This is a genomic window from Longinema margulisiae, assembly GCF_025266855.1.
GTDB lineage: Bacteria > Spirochaetota > Brevinematia > Brevinematales > Thermospiraceae > Thermospira.
The window spans coordinates 2,410,502-2,430,673 of record NZ_CP053071.1 but is presented as its reverse complement, the minus strand read 5'-3'; the positions used below and the strand labels follow the sequence as shown (position 1 = coordinate 2,430,673).

Sequence of the window (20,172 nt, the reverse complement as noted above, 5' to 3'; positions counted from 1 at the left end):
AAGGACCTGAAAAACCAGAGGATCTTTCTCTGTTTCAGCAAAGAGGCGTTCTCTTGAGGCAAGATGATAGCCGAGTTTTTTTGCCTTTATAATTCAGGAAAGAAAAGGGTTGCCCCCTGGTTTCAGGAGGTGAGTTTTTCCCAGGCTTTTTTGAGGCTCTGGGAGAGGGTTTCTGGGGATATGCTTTTCCACTCGCAGATTTGTTTGGCAACCAGGGCAAGATCAGACAGCCGTGAGAGAGAAGAGAGGCCTGTTTTTAGGGTATAAAGAGGAATATCAGGGGCGTCTGTTTCGATGAGGATAGTTTCAAGGGGGATTTCTGTGATGAGTTTCTGGTAGCGGGACTGGTTCCATGGGCGAAGGATATGGCAGGCAAAGGAGACAAAGCCGCCGTAGGAGGCAATCTGCATGGCGATATCACGATTCTGTGAGTAGGCGTGGATAACAAAGCCCGGTATCTGGTTGATAGCCGGTTTCAACAAGGGAAGTAGTCTATGCCATGCCTTTCGGCAATGGATGTTGAGGGGTCTTCCTAATTCAATAGCCATGCGTATCTGGGTAGCAAAGATGGTTTCTTGGATGTCTTGAGAGGGTTTTTCAAAGTCAAGGCCGCATTCTCCTACAAAACATGTGTGGTTTTTCAGGTAGTCGAACAATTGGCTTTCCCAATCAAGGGGAAGGTTGTCTATATACCAGGGATGGACACCAAAGGCGGGGAAAAGGGCATTGTCCTGCAAAGAGAGAGAAAGCACTTTCTCCCAGTCTTCTGGTCCTGTAGAACAGACCACCCATCGAGAGATGGGTATTTCTTTTGCCTGCTGGAGTTGCTGGGGCAGATCGGTGATCCGTGAGTCATGAAGGTGACAGTGTGCATCCCACATCATGGGTATAGTGTAAGGGAAAGAAAAGGGTTTTTCAAAAAAGACAATGGCGACTAACTATACAAAAAAGGACCTTTGCTTTTCGCAAAGGTCCTGGATTTTTCGTACGAGAAAACCCTTCTACGCAGAAAGAAGTTCTTTGGCTTTGGCGAGGGCGTCATCGATGTCCTTGAAGAGATTTTCCTTTCCAATCTTGTCAGCAAGGCCGCTTCGGACAAGGATATCGAGTGGCTGAGCATGAACACCAGAGAGGATGAGACGGGTTTTTTCCTGTTTGCATTTTTTGTAGAGGTCTTCGAGGACGGCCAGTCCTGTAGCGTCAAGAGCGTAGACATGGCGCATGCGGAGAATAAGTACTTTTGGGGGTTTCTGGATATTGCGGATGCGGCTTTTGAAGGTTTCTGCAGCGCCGAAGAAAAGAGAGCCCTGGATTTCAAAAATTTCAATTCCTTTGGGAATATCCCGTGTGCCAATGGATTTGGGATCGGTGATTTCTTCTTCTTCTTCCATTTCTTCGGTGAGATGAGAGACCTGAGTGACGTTTGACATGCGATACATGAAAAGCAGAGCGGCAAGGACAATACCAACTTCAATAGCCACGGTGAGATCAATAAACACCGTGAGAAGGAAGGTGGTTAGAAGGATAGCGATGTCAGATTTGGTGGTTTTGAAGATAGAGGCAAAGACGTGGTATTCGCTCATATTGATAGCCACCTTCATAAGGACGGCCGCTAAAGAAGCTAAGGGAATGAGAGAGGCCCATTTTCCAAAAAACATCAGAATCAACAAAAGTGTTATGGCATGAATCATGCCAGCCACGGGAGTACGACCGCCGTTTTTGATATTGGTGGCTGTACGTGCAATGGCCCCTGTGGCAGGAATACCACCAAAGAGAGGAGAGGCGATATTGGCTACTCCCTGGGCAATGAGTTCCATATTGGAACGGTGACGGGTACCAAGCATACCATCAGCCACCACCGCCGAAAGCAGACTTTCGATACCGGCGAGAAGAGCGATGGTGAGGGCAGGAGAAAACATTTTCTGGACAATCTCCCAGGAGACGTGAGGGATCCTTGGGGCAGGAAGCATGTTGGGAACACTTCCATATCGTTGTCCGATCGTTTCGACAGGGAGATTGAAAATCTGCACAAGAATCGTGGAGACAAGAATAGCCACTAAAGATCCAGGAATCTTTCTGGAAACTTTTGGCCAGAGAATGATAATCAGAAATGAGACTCCGCCAATAACCACGGCCCAGGGATTGATGGTTCCTATACTGTGGAGGTAGGCTTCAATCTTTCCTACGAATTCAGCAGGCAGGTTTGGTATCGCAAGACCAAGAAAATCCTTGATCTGGGAAGTGAAGATAATCACGGCAATACCAGCCGTAAATCCGACGGTGACAGGATGGGGAATGAAACGAATCACCCTTCCCAGACCGAGCAGTCCCATGAGAATGAGAAGAAAACCGGCAATAAAGGTGGCCACAGCCAGCCCATCATAGCCATATTGCTGCATGATCCCGGCGACAATAACGACGAAAGCCCCGGTAGGGCCACCAATCTGGACACGGCTTCCCCCGAGAAAGGAGATGAGAAACCCTGCGACAATGGCCGTATAGAGCCCCTGTTCCGGTTTGACCCCGGAGGCAATCGCAAAGGCGATAGCAAGAGGGAGAGCAACAATACCCACAAGAACCCCGGCCGAAAGATCCTGCCAGAACATTTTGAGGGTGTATCCTTCTCTCATGACCGTAAAGAATTTTGGGGTAAGTTTGGGCATAGAGGTACTCCTGAGAAAAATTTTTTAGTATATTATGAAGCAAAAAGAGAAAAAAAACAAAAAAGAGACCCTTGCACGGGTATTTTCTTCCCTTGTTTGTTTCAGGGGCTACGCCCCTGAAACCCCGTTTTTTCCATTTACAAGGGCTTATTTGTCTTTTTTTGTTCAAAGGAATAGGTTTATTTATTACGTTAAGGAACATTTTTATACTATTTTTTGTTTTTTTACCACTTTTTTGAGACCTTCGCACATTCGTGCAAAGGTCTCAAAAAGGGGCTTTTGTATGGGGAAAGGTGGCTTTTCTCAAAGCCAAAAAAAACAAAGCCCCCTGCTAACAACGCAAGGGGCTGAACAATGGTCTTGAAACCAAGGGCTTCAGGTTTTCAAGGAAGAAGCCAAAGGTTTCCTTCAGCCAGTTCCCCGGCTCTCCCATGAGGATCAAGCTCTTTAGCTTTGAGCCACTCTGCTTTGGCTTTTGCATACTTTTTCAGTCTATAGTAGATCACTCCCCTGTCGTGGTAAGCGAGGGCGTAGCGGGGGTTTATTTTGATAGCTTTGTTGAAGTCTTTGAGGGCTTGTCTATATTGCTTGCGGTTGAGATACGCATTGCCGCGGCTATAGTAGGCATAAGCATAGTGAGGGCTTATTTTTATGGCCTGAGTGTAGTCCTGGATAGCGTTGTTCTCCTGGTCGAGGTCGTAATAGAGATCACCGCGATCAATGTAGGCCAAGGCAAATTGAGGGTCTTTTTCGATAGCCTTGGAATAGGCATCGAGGGCTTGAGGGGAGTTCTTTTCAAATGTCTTGTAGAAAAAACCGAGGGCTCTGTAGTCCCAGGCATTTTGTGGAGAGAGTCTCTGGATGTTGGTTCGACACAGAGCAAGAAGCGACTCATTGGTGAGGGCTCTTGCTACACGCATCTGTTCTACCCAGAGGGCAAGGGAATCAGGGAAACGTGCAAGGGCCTTCTCACATACGGTGAGGGCTTCTTGGTACTCTTCTCCTTCTTGCAGAGAAGTGGCGTGCATGATGGCGGCTTCAATTGGCCTGTCGTTCTCTGAAAAGGCCTGTGCAAAGGCTTCGATGGCGCTTGTGTAGTTCTGCTGGTAGAAAAAGCTCATTCCTCTGTCAAAGGGTTTTTGGGGTGTCTGACATGAGAGAAGCATACTCCACACCACACCTGCCATGAAAAAAGCAAAAAAGTTTCTTTTCATAGGTATCCCCCTTTTGCTTTTTTTATCGATTTTATCATACAGTTAAACAGGAAAAAAAGCAAACGAAGATTTTTTCGTGAGGAGATGGCTATTCCCTTGTTGTAGTTTCACATTCATCAAAAAGTTTTGCCCTCGCGGCGATAGACGGGTGCAGAATGGCGTTGTCCTCGTTGCATGCTACGCATGCGCCTCGGACGGACTATAGGCCGCTTTTGCGGACAAGAGAGAGACATCTTTTCTTTCTGGGTAAAGTCCTTCCTCCGTGGGTGACATTGCCTCGTCCTCTGGACTTCGGCAACCACAACTCGTCCTCCTGACTTCGGAAAAAAGCGCTCCCGCGCGGGGCAAAAGGGGCGTTGCCCCTTTTGAAAACCCCACCCCGCTCCTGCGGCGGTTTCTGTAGCCACCGACCTGTCTCCTGTGTTGCGGGCTGGAACAAAAAACTGTAGCGCTGCTCTCTTCTGTAGCCGTCCGGGGACAGCCCTCCATGTCTGACCCCGGGCTTCCTCGCCACCTCCTATGGCTCGGACATCGGCAGGAGAATGGAGCCCTCTCCCACCAGCCCACATGGCTTCTATTCCCACGGAGCTTCTATGACTGTGCACCGCAGGCAGGGGCGGGGGCTATGGCGATGTTTCAGCAAGAAAGAGACTTTCCAAGACCCCAGGGCCCAGGGGCTATGACCTTGTCTCAGCAAAGAACAATGGTTTATCTGAAACAGGGTAATAACCCTATCTTGTCGTTAGATTTTTTCAAGCCCGACTCTTTTTTCAATAGGTGCCAGAACAGAAAGCTTTTGTGTTGTTTCCCTCTTCATAAGAAATGAGACCCTTGCACGGGTGTTTTCTTCCCTTGTTTGGGTCAGGAGCTACGCCCCTGAAACCCCGCTTTTTCCATTTACAAGGGCTTATTTGTCTGTTTTTGTTCAAAGAAATAGTTTTATTTATTACGTTAAGGAACATTTTTATACTATTTTTTGTTTTTTACCGCTTTTTTGAGACCTTCGCACATTCGTGCAAAGGTCTCGAAATGTGAAAATAGGTATTCAGTTTCATATGTGGAACGACATTTGGAACGAAAAGACTTTCTCTTTTTTGCACAAAAAAGTTGATTTTTTGAGAAAAAGAGGGTATAGTAAAACAGAAAAAAAGGAGTAGCGTATGCGAAGGATGATTTGGAGTGGAGTACTTTTTGTTATAGCATGGGGTTTGTGTTTTGGGAGTGAAAGCAAAACGGTAGCGGTTCTTGATTTCAAGAATCTCAGTCAGCAAAGCGGGTATGACTTTCTCTCTTCGAGTTTAGCAGAGAGTTTTGTCACCGCATTTTCAAAAAACAAGGATATCAGGGTGGTGGAACGCCAACAACTCAAATCTCTCATTCAGGAACAGAAACTGGTGCTTACAGGGTTAGTGGAAACCGATGTCTCAAACTCTCTTCGGATAGGGGCACTTGTTTCGGCCCAGTATCTTCTTCTGGGGAGTTATACCGTGGTGAAAGACAGGGTAGAGGTCAACGCCCGATTGGTGGAGGTTTCCTCTGGTGTCATAATCTTAGCAGAGAAAAGAGAAGCCCCGTTGGGGGATGCGCTTTTTGCCTCTGTTCAGGAAATGGCTGAAAAAATGAGTTTGGGGATCACAGGAAGTGAAGTGGGATATCTTTCTCTTGAGACTTCGCCCTCGGGAGCAGAGGTGAGAGTAGGGGATGAGATTTTGGGTTATACCCCTATCGCCAAAAGGATGATGAAGCCGGGCACCTATGACCTCACCATAACGCTCAAAAATTATGAGGTGTATCGAAAAACCGTGACCATTAAAGCCAAAGAAACGACCAAGGTCTCCGTGACTTTAACAAAACAGACGGGTGAGGTGAGACCTTTCCGAACAACGATTGGGCTTCATTTTCTTCCTCTGCTTTCGCGAGATCCCTATCAACCGTTTTTCAATATAGGGATAGTCGAATACCTCAACAAGGGTTTTATTGTGGGGGTGGAGTATGGAGGAAATCTCATCACCCACAAATATAGTACCAATCTTCCCGGCGGCAAAACCTTTGAAGAAACCCAGTTTCTTTACTATCACCGGCTGGATCTTGTGGTGAAGTATGCCTTTTTCTATCAGAGTCGTTATGTTTCCCCTTATCTTGGAGCGGGCGCTGGTATTGTCTTCCCTGGGGATCGGGATACCTCGTGGGATGATGTTCGTTTCTATGCCAAAGGGGTAGGAGGACTCACCCTCTTTCCCACAGGTCAGGTGTCGCCCTTTATCGAGATGACCTATTATACGACAAGCCCTTCGGATGTGGTTCTGCGTTATCGGGTGGTGAATCTCTTTGGAGACTATAATATCGCTGAAAAAACCGTGGTGATGCAAAACCTTTTCATAGGTGTTGGTCTCCAGTTTGCTTATTAAGGAGGATGGCTATGAAGCAAAATATATTTTTTGTTATATTGACCATGATCCTGATAGCAGGGTGTTCTTCTCTCTCTCAGGAAAACCCTCTTTTTGAGGGAACAAGGCTTATCGTGGTTACCTCTCCGAAAACCACCGCAACATCTACTCCTACCTTTGTCTGGAATTCTCCAGAGGGGATTTACTACCAAGTGGTGGGGGTGTTTACCAATCATCTCAAGATTGAGGGAAAAAAGATTGTGAATACCCAGGACTGTATTGCCATGTGGACAAGCGGGATGAGTGGGCAGGCGGGCAATGTGGAGTATAGCAACTTCAAGGACTATCCAGCCTTGCAAAATGCGGCCCCGTCATTGGTTTCTGGAAAGACCTATTACTGGGCGGTATGGGCTTACAATAGCGATATGGAAGTGACACACTCCAGTGCCGAGATTTCATTCACGGTCCAGTAGGAAAATGGTGGCTGGTAGAAGAGGTTCTACCGGCTTTTTTTATTTTTTCCTGAGCAGAGCCAACATCTCTATATGATGGGTCTGTGGGAACATATCCACCATCCAAAGTTGATCAATATGATACATATCAGAGAGAGAACGAATATCACGTGCCATGGTGGCTGGTTTACATGAAGAGTAGATGATTTTCTCTGGTTGCATTTGGCGGAGAACCTCAATCACATGGGGATCCATACCTTTTCGCGGAGGATCAATAATCATAACATCAGCATAGCCGAGTTTTTCAAGGGTGTCATCGACTGAAGCCTGGATGAATTCAATCTTGCTCTGGATACCGTTGATATGAAGGTTGTGCCAGGCATCCTCTACAGAGGCTTTCTGTACCTCTACCCCAATGGTTTCCTTGGCAAATTCTCCCACAAAGAGGGTGATGAGTCCTATCCCACAGTAGAGGTCAAAGATACGTTCGTGTTTGTCTTCGGCAAGGAAGCTAATGATTTTCTCAAGCCAGAGGGGAATAACATACGTATTGACCTGAAAGAAACTATCCTTGGAGATTTTGAATTTGAACTCCTTGCCGGCGGCTTTGACCACCTCGTAGACAGGTTTATCCTCATAGTAAGGGGAACGCACCCAGTGGACGACAGTTTCCCCGGGAACGGTCGTACGTACCTTGAAATTGTGGGGAGGAAATGGGTCCTGATGGCGGAGCTTGGAGAGAGCCTCATTGATACCGGGCATGGCCAACATACATTTTTCGATATCTACAATGAACTTGGTATCCTTTCTGAAAAAGCCGATGAGCCGTTTTCGTTCATTGACCTTGAAGGTCTCCGTATTGCGGTAGTAAAAAGGTTCAGGACTTTCAATAATGCCTGTGAGTTCAAGATTCTGGAATTTGCCCACGCGGGCAAAGGTTTCAAGCACAAGATTCTTTTTCACCTCAAGCTGGGTTTTATAATCAAGCATCTGATAATCACATCCACCGCAGAAGGCAAAATAGGGGCAGGGAGGGTTTTGTCTCTGGGGTGAGGTTTCAAGCCATTCGAGGGGGTCGGCCATAGCATAATCTTTGGTTTCCCTGTAAATCTTGGCCCGTATTCGTTCACCGGGGAGGACGTAGCGGGCGAAGACGATTTTTCCTTCGTTATTCCCTTCTTCGTAGGCAATACACATCCCTTCTCCAGCATAGCGATCTACCCTGAGAATAACTTCTCTGTCGGCAATCTTTGTCTTGCGGGGGTTAATGTCTTCAACGAATGGTACTGGTTTCACGGTTCTTTCTCCCTTTGATTTTTTTGTTTCGTTTTGGTTGGATTTTGATTCTCACAATGCGAGTAGCCGTAGCATGTTCTATTTCAAAGGCGAAATGAGTGTCTTCATAGCTGTCCCCTGCGGTTGGAATACGCCCGAAAACGGTGAGAAGATAACCAGCGATGGTTTCAAAGTCCTGTTTTTCTATTTTTGTTCCTACTATGTCATTGACATCATCAATATTGGCCATTCCGTTCACGTGCCAGACACCATTCTCATAGTGGAACATTTCTTCCCGGCTGTCAATCCAGTTTCCCACAATCTCTCCAATGATATCATGATTGGTGACAGCCCCGACCACACCACCATATTCATCCACAATAAAAAGCATCTGAACACTATGCCTTTGCATTTCCAAGAGAGCCTGGGTGATGGAAACGGTATCCGGGATAAAGATGGCTTTTTTTATGTATTTTTTTACTGGGTCTTCACTTGGCTTGTTGAGAATATCCTTGTGGTCGAGGTACCCGACCATGTTATCAACACGCATTTTGAACACAGGAATACGGGTATGTTTGGTGGTTATCATGAGGGCGGCGGCTAATTGAACGCTATCGTTTTCTTCGACGCAACTCATACGAATGAGAGGAACCATGATTTCTTTTACTTTCACATTTTTGAAATTGACGACGCTTTCGATAAAGTCTTTTTCACTCTTTCGCAGTTCCCCACTCTGTTCTGCCATATGGATAAGGGATTCAAACTCATCCCGGCTGAAGATTTCTCTTTTTCGGCGAATACCCACCATCCAGAGAAGGGTGGTGATAATCCTGTGAAAAAGAAATTGGACAGGCAAAAGAAGAAGAAATGCCACAAAGATGAGCCAGCCAAAGAGTTTTAGATAAAGGGTGTAGAGTTCTTTGGCCACTATTTTTGGCAGAATTTCCCCGAAGAAGAGAAGAAGAGGTGTCAAAACACCCATCGTGAGGAGAGAAATCACAAAAGGATCCTGCCACCACCTGCTAAAAAGATGGGTAAACAGGACAGCCAAAAGGACATTGACAAGGTTATTTCCAACAAGAAGGCTCCCGATCACACTATCTAAATGTTTGAGAAGGAAAAAGAGAAGCCGTTCATGTTTGGCGTTATTCTCGAGTTTGGCATAGAGCTTGAGTCGATTCATAGAAAGAAGGGCTGTCTCACTTCCACTGAAAAAGGCAGAGAGGAGAAAAAGAAGTACAATGGCCCATATCATGGCTTTTTCCTTTTTTTGATGTCTACAAGAATAGACTCAATCTGCTTGTCATTTGATTTCTGGATGGTGAAAGTAAAATTGTCCGTGGTAATAACCGTTCCCCTTTCGGGGATATCCCCATGTTTCTCAATGAGGTAGCCCGCAAGGGTTTCATAGGTTTCACTTTGCAGATGAGCATCAAAATAGTCGTTGAAATCCATGAGGCTAATATCTCCACTTACCTGGAAACGGTTCCCTGTGAGTTTGACAATCTTTTTGTGAAGCCCAAAGGTTTCGTCCATCACCTCGCCGGCAATATCCCCTAACACATCGGCAATAGTCACGATACCCACGGCCAGTCCATATTCATCCACCACGGCCGCTATACGAAGTTTCTTTTGCTTGAAATCCTCTAACATATCGGAGAGTTTTTTCGTTTCTGGAACATAATAGAGGGGTTGCATGATATCCTTGGCGACTTTTCCCTGTTTTTTTTCTCGATGGACATACTCTAAAAGATCCTGGATATATACCACCCCAATGAGGTTGTCTTCTGTTTCTTCATATACCGGTATTTTGGAGTAGTGACTTTTTTCACATATCCTGAGAATCTCAGGAATGGGTGTGTCCACAGGAACACTCACGATACGGTTTCGAGGTGTCATGATGTTCCAGACTTCTCGTTTGGCAAAGTTCAGAACGGATTCAATCATGTCCTTTTCTTCATCAGAGAAGAGGTTTTCTCGTGAGACGATACTGAGGAGGGCTTCGATTTTCACTTCTTTTGTGTCTTCGTCTGTGGGAGGCCTGAGTTTATGAATCAGGCGGATGAGTTTCTCAATACCTTTATAGACAATTTGTCCTACTGGTTCGAAAACCCGAAAGAGGGGATAGAACCAGGTATTGTTTATCAGAATCATGGCATCGGGTTTGAAGAGGGAAAGTGTTTTGGGAAGCATCTCTCCAAAAAAGAGGACAATACCTGTGATGATGAGAGAAGAAACAAGAGGGCTAAAAGAGGGAAGTGTCTGGGAGATGAGAGAGGAGAACAAAATATTGACCATATTGTTGAGGAGAAGAATGATCACCAGGACGGCTCCCCCTCTTTTGGAGAGATGGCGGAGGTTTTTTCGTATCTTTGAGAATTTTCCTGTCCGTATACGGGTCTCGTCTAATCCAACAAAGACCGTTTCACTGGAGGAAAAGAGGGCTGACAGGATGAGAAGCACGATACCAATCGCTGAGAAAACCAGAGTTGTCTCCATCACTGGACCGCTTGTTTCACCGTATTCACAATAAAGTGTATAGTTTCTTCGGTGAGGAAGGGATGCATGGGAAGGCTGACCACCTCTTCAGCGGCCTTTTCCGCGTGGGGGAAATCTCCCTTCTTGTAACCAAGGTTGGCATACGCCTCCTGCAAGTGAAGGGGAATGGGGTAGTGGACAGCCGTTGGAATCCCGTTTTCTTTGAGTTTAGCGATGAAGTGGTCTCTGTTTTTGACCCGGATGGTGTACTGAGCATACACACTTCTGGTAGTGGTGGGTTCAAGAACCGGCGTGGTAACGGTATCTTTCAAAAGTTCTGTGTAAAAATTTCCAATTTTATGCCGGGCATTGGCTTCATCCTCAAAGTGAGGCCATTTGGCTAAAAGGATGGAAGCTTGAAGGGTGTCGAGTCGGGCATTCATTCCCACATATCGGTGCTGATAGCGAACATGCTGGCCATGATTGGCTATCTGACGCATCTTTGTAGCCAAGTCATCATCGTTGGTGAAAATCATACCCCCATCTCCATAACAACCAAGAGGCTTGGATGGGAAAAAGGAAGTAGCGGCCACATCACAGAGCCCACAGGACTTTCTTCCTTTGTACAGGGCACCGAACGACTGAGCGGCGTCTTCCATCACCCAGAGGTTGTGTTTTTTGGCAATGGCATTGATAACGTCCATATCAGGCGTTTGTCCATAGAGAGATACAGGAATGATACCCTTTGTCCTTGGAGTGATGGCTTTTTCAATCTGATTGATATCTATGAGATAGGTCTTGGGATCAATGTCCACAAAAACAGGTTTGGCTCCTACCAGGGCAATGACCTCGATAGTGGCGACAAAAGTAAATGGGGTGGTGATAACCTCATCTCCAGGTCCAACGCCATAGGCAAGAAGGGGAATCCAGAGGGCATCCGTTCCAGAGGCGACTCCGATGGCGTGTTTGACTCCTACGTAGGAGGCAAGGGTTTTCTCAAGTTCGGCGACATCGGGTCCAAGAATAAAGGTGGCGTTTTCCATGTTTTTTGAAAGCCTTGACCAGATAGCTTCCTTGTCTCGTTGATATTGGGTTTTCAGGTCAATGAAATCCACAGTTTTCTCCTTTTTGTGTGCCGAGCACACCGTGATAGATTTTTATTATAAGGAGAAACAAGCGAAAATTCAAATGGCGGGGTTTTTCTTCTCCAGAGGGGAGTAAATTTTTTTCAGGTCGTTTCTGCTTGAACAAGGCTTTTGATTCTCTTTTGACTTTTCCTTTTGCCTGCGTTATAATACAATCCTCAACCTCTGAAAATAAAACAGGAGCAAGGTATGTCATCAGCATCTGAAAAGAGAAAACTCTTGGTTCAACGTATTCGTTATGCGGCTTTGGTTCTTTTTACCTCTCTTATCATCATTTCTTTTGTGGTGAGCTTGGCGTATAATCCCTTTTCTTCTCAGGGACGTATGCGCTCAAAGTTGGTGAAGGTGAACGGAAAATGGTTTTATGAGGGTATTGATACAGGCTTTGCCTACTGGTATGATGAGCAGAAGAATCGGCTTCAACAGCAGGGGGTGAATTTTGCTGATAATGAGGTAGAGCGACTCTTTTATGAAGAATCGGTGAAAAACTATGGCAAAACCCTGAGTGTTGTTGAGTATGCTCGTCGTCTTGGGGTGAAACCTTCTGATTTCTTTTATAGCCAGCTTGCTCAAGCGATGTATCGGACAGCCAAACCTACCTTTGGGGAAAAAGAGTACTTGGATATCTTTTATACCCGTGATATGTTTTTAGGAAGCTGGGGAGACATTCAGAATACCCTTCTTCTTTCTCCTTCTTCTGTGGCACTTCTTTATCAGGATACCAAAAATCTTGCCTATGATGTGGAAATTGTTTTTACTGAAAAGACAAATTTTGTTGCCCGTTTTCTTGAGAAAGGAGATCTTGAGGCGTACTATCAGCAAAACCTGACCAATTTCCTGGATACTGTGGTGGTGGACAGGATTACCTTTACCAACAAAAATACAGTATCAAACAGAATGCTTGCTGAGATGACCTTGGCGACTATCCAGGCAAAGGGATGGGATGAGGCTCTTGCTACTCTTCCTGCAGAGGCAGTGGTGGCAAAGAACATGAGTCTCACTAAGGAGAAACATCCTCGGGTGTTTGAATTTCTCTCCACGGTTTCATCAAATATGGTGCTTCCCAAGCCTGTTTTTGAGAATAAACAGTACCATGTGATTCGGGTTCAGAGGGTATCTTCGTTTGAGGAACTGTCCGGGTTTGCTCAGCAGCGGCTTTTGAAGGCCTACCTTGCCCTTCATTTTGAGAATCTCTGGACAAAGTATTCCAATGATCTTGTGCAGACGATGGCTTCTCTTCAGGCGAACCCTTCAGCCGATTGGAAGTCCATGGTTTCCAATAAGCCCTTTGGATATGTACGACTTCCAAAGATGTCTCTTGTGGATCTGTACTCTGAGGATGCAGAGGGAAATGTTTTTCCCTATCAACTCTCCCAGCATCCTGACGTATTGTCTTTTCTTGTGTCTTCTGGGGCTTCTGTGAAACAGTTTGAGTTTGGGGGCGTGTATCTTCTGATCCGCAAGAATGGAATAGCGAAGAGTGAGGCAAAACCGAAGACTCCGATGACATCGGAAGCTTCCTACTACATTATGAATGCCTGGAATCAGGACTGGCAGAGGATGGTTGAGGCCAAAATCAAAGTGGCTTACAAGAACAAGAAGAAATAAAGGGCACACCCCCTGGAGAAGATGGTAGACTTTCCTCTGTGAAGAGGGGGGAAAGGTTCTCGACAAAATGTTGGGCAGGGGGTAATGGATATGGAAAAGACGGTATATGATCTGATTATCATTGGTGCGGGGCCAGCAGGTATTTTCACGGCGCTTCGGTATCGTGAACGCTGGCCTGATCGCTCTATTCTCCTTCTTGAGAAGGGACGACCTATTGAAAAGAGAGTCTGTCCTAAACGTGAAGGAAAACCATGCCAGCATTGTTCACCCTGCAATATTACCACGGGTTTTTCCGGAGCAGGTGCCTATAGTGATGGCAAGCTCTCTCTTTCTCCTTTTATCGGGGGGGATCTCGTTGATCTTTTTGATGTTTCTGTGGTACAAGAGGCTATTCGCTCTGTTGATGATATCTATGTTCAGTATGGGGCGGATAAACGGATTTATGGGCTTGAAAATCCAGATCGTATTGAGGTTATTCGTGCCAGGGCCATTCGGAGCCATATTCAGCTGGTAGAAAATCCCCTTCGTCATCTTGGAACGGAAAAAAGTGCAGAGATTTATGCTCTCCTTCAGAAGCGATTGAGAGAAGAGGGTGTGGACATTCGTTTTGAGTGTCCAGCGAGGGATCTTCTGGTCGAAGATGGTCGTGTCGTGGGAGTAGTCGCGGATCGTGTCTACCGGGCAAAGGCGGTAGTCTTAGCGGTAGGACGTGAGGGTTCTGAATGGTTGAGTACGCTTATCAGACGGTATCAGATAGCCTACGATGTTGGGCCTGTAGATATCGGGGTGAGGGTTGAGGTCCGCAACGAGGTGATGAAAGAGATCAATGAAACCATGTATGAGGGTAAGTTTATCTACTATACGCCTACGTTTGATGACAAGGTTCGTACTTTTTGCCAGAATCCCGGCGGCGTGGTGGCTACGGAACACTATGAGGGGAATATTGCCGTTGTCAATGGGCATAGTTATAAATCCGAAGAACTCAAAACAGCAAATACCAATCTTGCTATTCTTGTTTCCCATGCCTTTACCCGACCTTTTAATCAACCGGTGGAGTATGGAAAGTATATAGCCGGGCTTGGCAATATGCTTTCAGGGAATCGTATCATCGTCCAGCGATTTGGGGATCTGAAACGAGGAAGACGTACCACCCCTGAGAGGCTTTTCCGGGGAAATCTCAAGCCGACCTTACCAGATGCCCTTCCCGGGGATTTGAGCCTGGTTCTTCCCTATCGGACCATGACAGATATCATTGAGATGCTTTTGGCCTTAGATCATGTGGCTCCGGGTATTGCCAGTTCTGAGACACTTCTTTATGGTGTGGAGGTCAAATTTTATTCCCAGCGTCTTGTGGTTCGGAATTTTGAGACTTCTCTTCCGGGGCTCTATGCTATTGGGGATGGGGCGGGATGGACGAGGGGACTTATGCAGGCCAGTGTGAGTGGCTATCTTTTAGGAAGTATGCTTGAGTGAGAGCATGGCACGAATGTGCAATGCTCTCAAAGAAAGTAGAGACCTTTGCACGAATGTGCGAAGGTCTCAAAAAAGCGGTAAAAAACAAAAAATAGTATAAAAATGTTCCTTAACGTAATAAATAAAACTATTTCTTTGAACAAAAACAGACAAATAAGCCCTTGTAAATGGAAAAAGCGGGGTTTCAGGGGCGTAGCCCCCGACCAAGACAGGGCAAGAAAACGCTCGTGGATGAGTTTTGAATAGTTTTTTGCTGTTTTTTTGATTTTGTTCTATAATAAAGAGCGATTTTTCTCAAAACATGGAGGAAACCATGAGAAGTTATGAGGCAGTCATAGGCCTTGAGGTACATGTTCAACTCAACACAAAAACAAAAATCTTTTGTGGCTGTTCTACTGAATTTGGTGCACCGGCCAATACCCACGTGTGTCCTGTGTGTATGGGACAACCGGGAGTGCTTCCTGTGTTCAATGAGGAGGTGCTTCACAAGGCGATTTTGGCAGGACTCGCTATTCAGGCCAATATTGCTGAATTTTCCAAGTTTGATAGAAAAAATTACTTCTACCCGGACCTTCCCAAGGGGTATCAGATTTCTCAGTATGATTATCCCATTTGTCAAAAAGGGGTGATAGAGATCGTTCTCTCTGATGGTTCTACCAAGAAGATCGGGGTTACCCGTATTCATATGGAGGAAGATGCAGGGAAGTCTATTCACTTAGAGGGGGAACCCTATTCGGCCGTTGATCTCAATCGCGCTGGTGTACCCCTTCTGGAGATTGTTTCTGAACCGGATATGCGTTCCAGTGAGGAGGCGTATCTCTATCTCAAGGAGCTTCGCAGTATCATGAAATACTTGGGCGTCTCTGATGTGAATATGGAGGAAGGGAGTCTTCGCTGTGATGTTAATGTCTCCGTGCGCCCGGTTGGTCAGAAGGAGTTTGGAACCAAGGTAGAGGTCAAAAATCTCAACTCATTCAACGGGGTGAAAAAGGCTATTGAATACGAGATTGAACGCCAGATTGCCCTTTTGGAAAATGGAGAGAAGGTGGTTCAGGAGACCCGTCTCTATGATGCCAAGCAGAATAAGACCTTTCCCATGCGGGACAAGGAAGAGGCGAACGATTACCGTTATTTTCCGGAGCCGGATCTTCCCCCGCTTCGTGTGAGCCGGGATCAGGTGGAGAAAATTCGTCAGGAACTTCCTGAACTTCCCCAGCAGAAGCGGGAGAGGTTTGTACGACAGTATGGAATTACGCTTTCTGATGCCGAGGTACTCACCGAAGAAAAGGAAATGGCAGATTATTTTGAGGATGTGTTGAAACAGACTAAAATTGAGCCGAAGAAGGTGGCAAACTGGATCCAGAGTGAGCTCATGGCGGTTCTCAATGAATTGAACTGGGATATTACCCGACTTGCGAAGGAAAGGATATCTGCCCAGAAGTTAGCAGAGCTCATGAATCTCATTCATGATAATGTGATCAGTGGCAAAATGGCCAAGGATGTGTTTGCCGAGATGGTGGATACAGGAGAATCTCCTTCTGCGATTGTGGAGAAAAAAGGACTGAAGCAGATCACCGATACCTCAGCCCTTGAATCTCTCATCGATGAGATTTTGGCAAAAAATCCGGGTGAGGTGCAGCGTTACAAAGAAGGCAAGAAGAATCTCATGGGCTTTTTTGTGGGTGAGGTGATGAAGGCTACCAAAGGGCAGGCCAATCCAAAGCTTGTGAATGAGATTCTTCAGAAGAAGTTGGGGTAGGTTTATGAGGGTAGCCATCATTGGTGGAGGTGGATGGGGGACGGCGCTTGCCCTTCAGATTCGGCGAAACCATGAGGTGAAGATCTGGTCGTACGATAAGGCAGAGGCCGATCTTTTCAATAAAGAACGGGAGAATGTGTACTATCTTCCTGGTGTGAAATTGCCTGAGGATATTGTGTTTACCACGGATGATGCCATCGTTGATGGGGCTGATATAGTGGTTTTTGTGACTCCTTCCAAGTTTTTCCGTTCGGTGGTGAAGCGATTTGCTCCCCGGTTGAAGCCACATCAGATTGTGGTGAGTGCTACCAAAGGGCTTGAGTTTCCTTCTGAAAAGCGTATGACGGAGATTCTCACCGAGGAACTTCCAGGATGTGAAAATATTGTAGCCCTTTCCGGGCCCACCCATGCAGAAGAGGTGAGTCGGGATGTGCCTACGGCTATTGTGGCGGCTTCTCTCAGAGAAGAGGCGGCGAAGCAGGTTCAACAGGCCTTTTCGACAGAGTTTTTTCGTGTTTACCGCAATACGGATGTGATAGGGGTAGAACTCTGTGCGGCCATCAAGAACGTGATTGCTATTGCCGCCGGCATGGTTCGGGGACTTGGCTTTGGTGATAATACCATGGCCGCCCTTATCACCCGAGGGCTTGCTGAAATGCGGCGACTTGGACTCAAAATGGGGGCTCAGGAAGCCACCTTTTCCGGATTAGCTGGGGTTGGGGATCTTATTGTGACCTGTACCAGCCGCCATAGTCGTAATGGAAGAGTGGGTGAGGCTTTGGCTACCGGAAAATCGATCGAAGAAATTCTTGCTGGGATGAAAATGGTGGCGGAGGGTGTAGAGACAGTGAGACCTGCTCTCAAGATGGCTGCAGAGGTGGGGATTGATATGCCTATATGCCAGGCTGTGCATTCTGTGATTTATGACCAACAGCATCCCCTGGAAGTGATGAAACAACTCATGGTGAGGCCACTCAAAGATGAAACCATCTAAATACCTTTTGGCCATAGATATAGGCAATACCAATGTTAGCATGGGACTTTTTCAAAGGGGAATGAATCGTCCTCTACATCATGCCCATTTTCTCACCCAGAAGGCGATGACCCATGATGACTGGATGGTTCGCTATGAGGTTCTCAGAAAACGCTGGGGGCTCAGGGAAAACGAAAAGGAGGAGGTGGTGATCGCCAGTGTAGTCCCTGAGGTGAACTATGAGATGGGGCATCTTTTTGAAAAGTACTATGAGATCCTTCCCCGTTTTCTCCGTACGGCCGATGTGCCACTTGAGATCCATTATGATTACCCCTATGAGATAGGGATTGACAGGCTTGTCAATGTGTATGCTGTGGCGAGGGAATATCCCTCTCGTGATGCCATTGTCGTGGATTTTGGGACAGCTACTACTATTGATATTCTTTCAGACGGAAAAGCCTATGAGGGGGGAGTAATTATTCCCGGGATGATCACCTCTCTTCGGGCATTGACTGAGAGGGCTTCGAAACTCCCTCATATTGATCTTTCTCTCCCACCGACGGTGGTGACCAAAAACACCATAGATGGGATTCGAAGCGGAATCCTGCATGGTCATGGAGCCATGATTGATGAACTCGTGAGACGTATCACGGCAGAACTTCAATGGGAGAATCCTCTGGTCATAGCTACCGGAGGGCTTGCTAAGTTGGTGCAACAATCGAGTCATCGTATTGACCTTGTCGATACCCATCTCATGCTCAAGGGAATTTATTATCTCTGGATGGCTCATGCGTAGCATATGGCGTTTCTTGGTAGTGGGACTTTGCTATGGTCTTGTGGTAGCTGGGGTTTCGCTTGAGGAAGTGGCCGGGGAGTATGGGCTTTCCCTTCGCTACGACTGGAATTTGGGCTATGGGGAACTCAAAAGCGAAAACACCAATCGTTTTTGTCGTGTTTACTTCAATATGCCCTACGTGATTGTGGATGGCAGGGTGTATTATTTTGAGGAGGGAGTAGGATGGGAGACCAATGGTCGGCTTGTCCTTTCTCCATTGATGGAAAAAGTGGTGAAGGAATTTGCCCGGGATGTCAAAAACCAGCGAAGCCTTGCTATTCTCCAGAGTAATTTTCAGAGGAATAGTGAGACAAATCAGATAAAAGAGGTTTTTCCACAAAACACGAAGCCCCTTTCTGTGGTTTCCAATGCTTTGGTTTCCAATAGAGAAAATCTTGTCTCCAGAGAAGTGAAAACGAACCAGATCACCTCATCCACGGGAAAGGTAACCACGAATCGTATCGAACAAAATACCAACAAAGAAACAGCTGCATCCTCTCAACAAACCCCTCTTCCCGGGGGAAGAGATCTCTTTCGTCCTATCAAAACCGTCATTCTTGATCCGGGCCATGGAGGAAAGGACCCTGGAGGCATTGGAAAGGGAGGGATAAAAGAAAAGGAAATTGTTTTGCAACTTGCCCAGAGTCTCAAAGAAGCACTGGAAAATATGGGCTATCGGGTGCTTTTGACCCGTTCGCTTGATAGGTATGTGTCCCTCTCCGAAAGGGTGGAACTTGCCTATGATCGCTGGAATGGGGGAGAGGGGGCGATCTTTGTGTCTATTCATGGGAATATCTCCCTCAATCCACGGGTAAGGGGAATTGAGGTGTATTATCTTTCTGATAAGGCCAGTGATGCAGGGGCTTCAGCGGTGGAGATAGCCGAAAATGCCGGCTTCAGTATGGATGATGTGAAGCACACCGAGGGTTTTTATAGTGTTCTCAATGTGCTTATGCGGGAGGGGGTATCAAAGGTTTCAAAAGCCTTGGCGAAGGATGTGAAAACAGCCCTGGAATCCAAATTTTCCAGGGTTTCGGTGAAAAGTGCTAATTTTTATGTCTTGCGTTTCAGTCCTCTTCCGGCCATTCTCTGGGAGATAGGCTATCTTTCTCATGCAGAAGAAGGAAGTCAGCTTACCTCTCCATCTTATCAGAGACAGTTAGCGAAGTTTATGGCTTCTGGGCTTGATAGATTTATTCGTCGTTATAATGCAAGGAGGGGAAATATATGAGAGATCGCAAAAAGCTTCTTTTTTGGATTGGGGGAATAGCCGCTGTGGTGATCGTGATGAGTGGGGTGATCTGGTTTCTTACGGCACCTCCTCGGGTGAAAATGGTGTACTATTCAGCTTCCGCGAAAAAGGTGGTGGATCGCCAGGCTCTTCAGATGAGTCTCGTGAAACGCTATGGAAAGGATGCGGCTATCGCCTGGCAGTATTTTGACGGGCCACTTTCTTATGCTCCTGAGGTATGGTTTTTAGATGGCAAGGTAGTGGGGGCGTGGGTTATTACCCCAAAGAAGCCGACACACCTTGTGATTAATCTGAGTCGTGAGTTTATGGGGGATATCCAGCGTCATCCTCTTCTCGTGCAGCGCTGGATAGAAGGTCTTTTTCAAACCCTTCGGGAGAATGGGAGACCTATTGAGAAGTGTAGTTTTCTGGTGGAAGGAAGTTATCAAAAGGTGGTGGTAGGGAGATGGAATCTCTTTTATCCTGTTCCTGTAAAAAAATAAAGAGAGAAAAAAAATTTGATTTTTTTTCTTTTTTGATTAAACTTCTGAGAGGGGAGTATCCGATAGTATGAATACCTGAAATAACCCCTCGATATATCGGAAAAAAGAAAAAAACCTTGAGGGGCTTGACAGGAGAAAAATCTCCTGTATACTAAAGAGAACAAAATACCTTTTGA

General features: G+C 46.3%; 16 protein-coding genes. 9 read left to right on the top strand and 7 right to left on the bottom strand.

Annotated features, from left to right (window positions below; genetic code table 11):
- Positions 1–122: 122 nt before the first annotated feature.
- From BREVNS_RS10870 to BREVNS_RS10860, 3 genes are all read right to left on the bottom strand, one after another.
- A complete protein-coding gene (locus tag BREVNS_RS10870) occupies positions 123–881 on the bottom strand; it encodes a TatD family hydrolase (RefSeq protein WP_483427028.1) in 759 nt (252 codons plus the stop codon).
- 120 nt (positions 882–1,001) lie between these two features.
- Entirely contained in the window at positions 1,002–2,663 is a 1,662-nt protein-coding gene (locus BREVNS_RS10865; RefSeq protein ID WP_483427027.1) for a SulP family inorganic anion transporter, read from the bottom strand.
- Between the two features lie 383 nt (positions 2,664–3,046).
- Positions 3,047–3,877 carry a tetratricopeptide repeat protein gene (locus BREVNS_RS10860; RefSeq protein WP_483427026.1) on the bottom strand — a complete coding sequence of 277 codons (831 nt, stop codon included), beginning with the start codon at positions 3,875–3,877 and terminating at the stop codon, positions 3,047–3,049.
- 1,160 nt (positions 3,878–5,037) lie between these two features.
- Between BREVNS_RS10860 and BREVNS_RS10855 the strand changes: the two genes are divergently transcribed.
- Positions 5,038–6,285, top strand: coding sequence for a FlgO family outer membrane protein (locus BREVNS_RS10855; protein WP_483427025.1), 1,248 nt, complete (start codon positions 5,038–5,040; stop codon positions 6,283–6,285).
- A gap of 11 nt (positions 6,286–6,296) precedes the next feature.
- A complete protein-coding gene (locus BREVNS_RS10850; RefSeq protein ID WP_483427024.1) occupies positions 6,297–6,737 on the top strand; it encodes a hypothetical protein in 441 nt (146 codons plus the stop codon).
- Between the two features lie 39 nt (positions 6,738–6,776).
- Here the strand turns inward: BREVNS_RS10850 and BREVNS_RS10845 are convergent, their stop codons facing one another.
- The 4 genes from BREVNS_RS10845 to BREVNS_RS10830 are packed head-to-tail and all read right to left on the bottom strand — an operon-like array spanning position 6,777 to position 11,584.
- Positions 6,777–8,012: a class I SAM-dependent RNA methyltransferase gene (locus BREVNS_RS10845; protein WP_483427023.1), complete on the bottom strand. Its 1,236-nt coding sequence runs from the start codon at positions 8,010–8,012 to the stop codon at positions 6,777–6,779.
- Positions 7,990–9,246: a hemolysin family protein gene (locus BREVNS_RS10840; protein WP_483427022.1), complete on the bottom strand. Its 1,257-nt coding sequence runs from the start codon at positions 9,244–9,246 to the stop codon at positions 7,990–7,992. The genes BREVNS_RS10845 and BREVNS_RS10840 overlap by 23 nt, the downstream gene beginning before the upstream one ends.
- Entirely contained in the window at positions 9,243–10,490 is a 1,248-nt protein-coding gene (locus BREVNS_RS10835; RefSeq protein WP_483428051.1) for a hemolysin family protein, read from the bottom strand. The genes BREVNS_RS10840 and BREVNS_RS10835 overlap by 4 nt, the downstream gene beginning before the upstream one ends.
- Positions 10,490–11,584, bottom strand: coding sequence for a DegT/DnrJ/EryC1/StrS family aminotransferase (locus BREVNS_RS10830; RefSeq protein ID WP_483427021.1), 1,095 nt, complete (start codon positions 11,582–11,584; stop codon positions 10,490–10,492). The genes BREVNS_RS10835 and BREVNS_RS10830 overlap by 1 nt, the downstream gene beginning before the upstream one ends.
- Before the next feature lie 219 nt (positions 11,585–11,803).
- Between BREVNS_RS10830 and BREVNS_RS10825 the strand changes: the two genes are divergently transcribed.
- From BREVNS_RS10825 to BREVNS_RS10795, 7 genes are all read left to right on the top strand, one after another.
- Complete coding sequence (locus tag BREVNS_RS10825) at positions 11,804–13,222, top strand: SurA N-terminal domain-containing protein (RefSeq protein WP_483427020.1); 1,419 nt, start codon at positions 11,804–11,806, stop codon at positions 13,220–13,222.
- 90 nt (positions 13,223–13,312) lie between these two features.
- Positions 13,313–14,695: an NAD(P)/FAD-dependent oxidoreductase gene (locus BREVNS_RS10820; RefSeq protein WP_483427019.1), complete on the top strand. Its 1,383-nt coding sequence runs from the start codon at positions 13,313–13,315 to the stop codon at positions 14,693–14,695.
- A gap of 301 nt (positions 14,696–14,996) precedes the next feature.
- Positions 14,997–16,454, top strand: a complete 1,458-nt coding sequence (gene gatB, locus BREVNS_RS10815; RefSeq protein WP_483427018.1) for an Asp-tRNA(Asn)/Glu-tRNA(Gln) amidotransferase subunit GatB — start codon at positions 14,997–14,999, stop codon at positions 16,452–16,454.
- A gap of 4 nt (positions 16,455–16,458) precedes the next feature.
- Complete coding sequence (locus BREVNS_RS10810; protein WP_483427017.1) at positions 16,459–17,448, top strand: NAD(P)H-dependent glycerol-3-phosphate dehydrogenase; 990 nt, start codon at positions 16,459–16,461, stop codon at positions 17,446–17,448.
- Entirely contained in the window at positions 17,435–18,223 is a 789-nt protein-coding gene (locus tag BREVNS_RS10805) for a type III pantothenate kinase (protein WP_483427016.1), read from the top strand. Before BREVNS_RS10810 ends, BREVNS_RS10805 begins: the two co-directional genes overlap by 14 nt.
- Positions 18,216–19,493 carry an N-acetylmuramoyl-L-alanine amidase family protein gene (locus BREVNS_RS10800; protein ID WP_483427015.1) on the top strand — a complete coding sequence of 426 codons (1,278 nt, stop codon included), beginning with the start codon at positions 18,216–18,218 and terminating at the stop codon, positions 19,491–19,493. Before BREVNS_RS10805 ends, BREVNS_RS10800 begins: the two co-directional genes overlap by 8 nt.
- Positions 19,490–19,996: a hypothetical protein gene (locus BREVNS_RS10795; RefSeq protein WP_483427014.1), complete on the top strand. Its 507-nt coding sequence runs from the start codon at positions 19,490–19,492 to the stop codon at positions 19,994–19,996. Before BREVNS_RS10800 ends, BREVNS_RS10795 begins: the two co-directional genes overlap by 4 nt.
- The last annotated feature ends 176 nt before the right edge of the window (positions 19,997–20,172 follow it).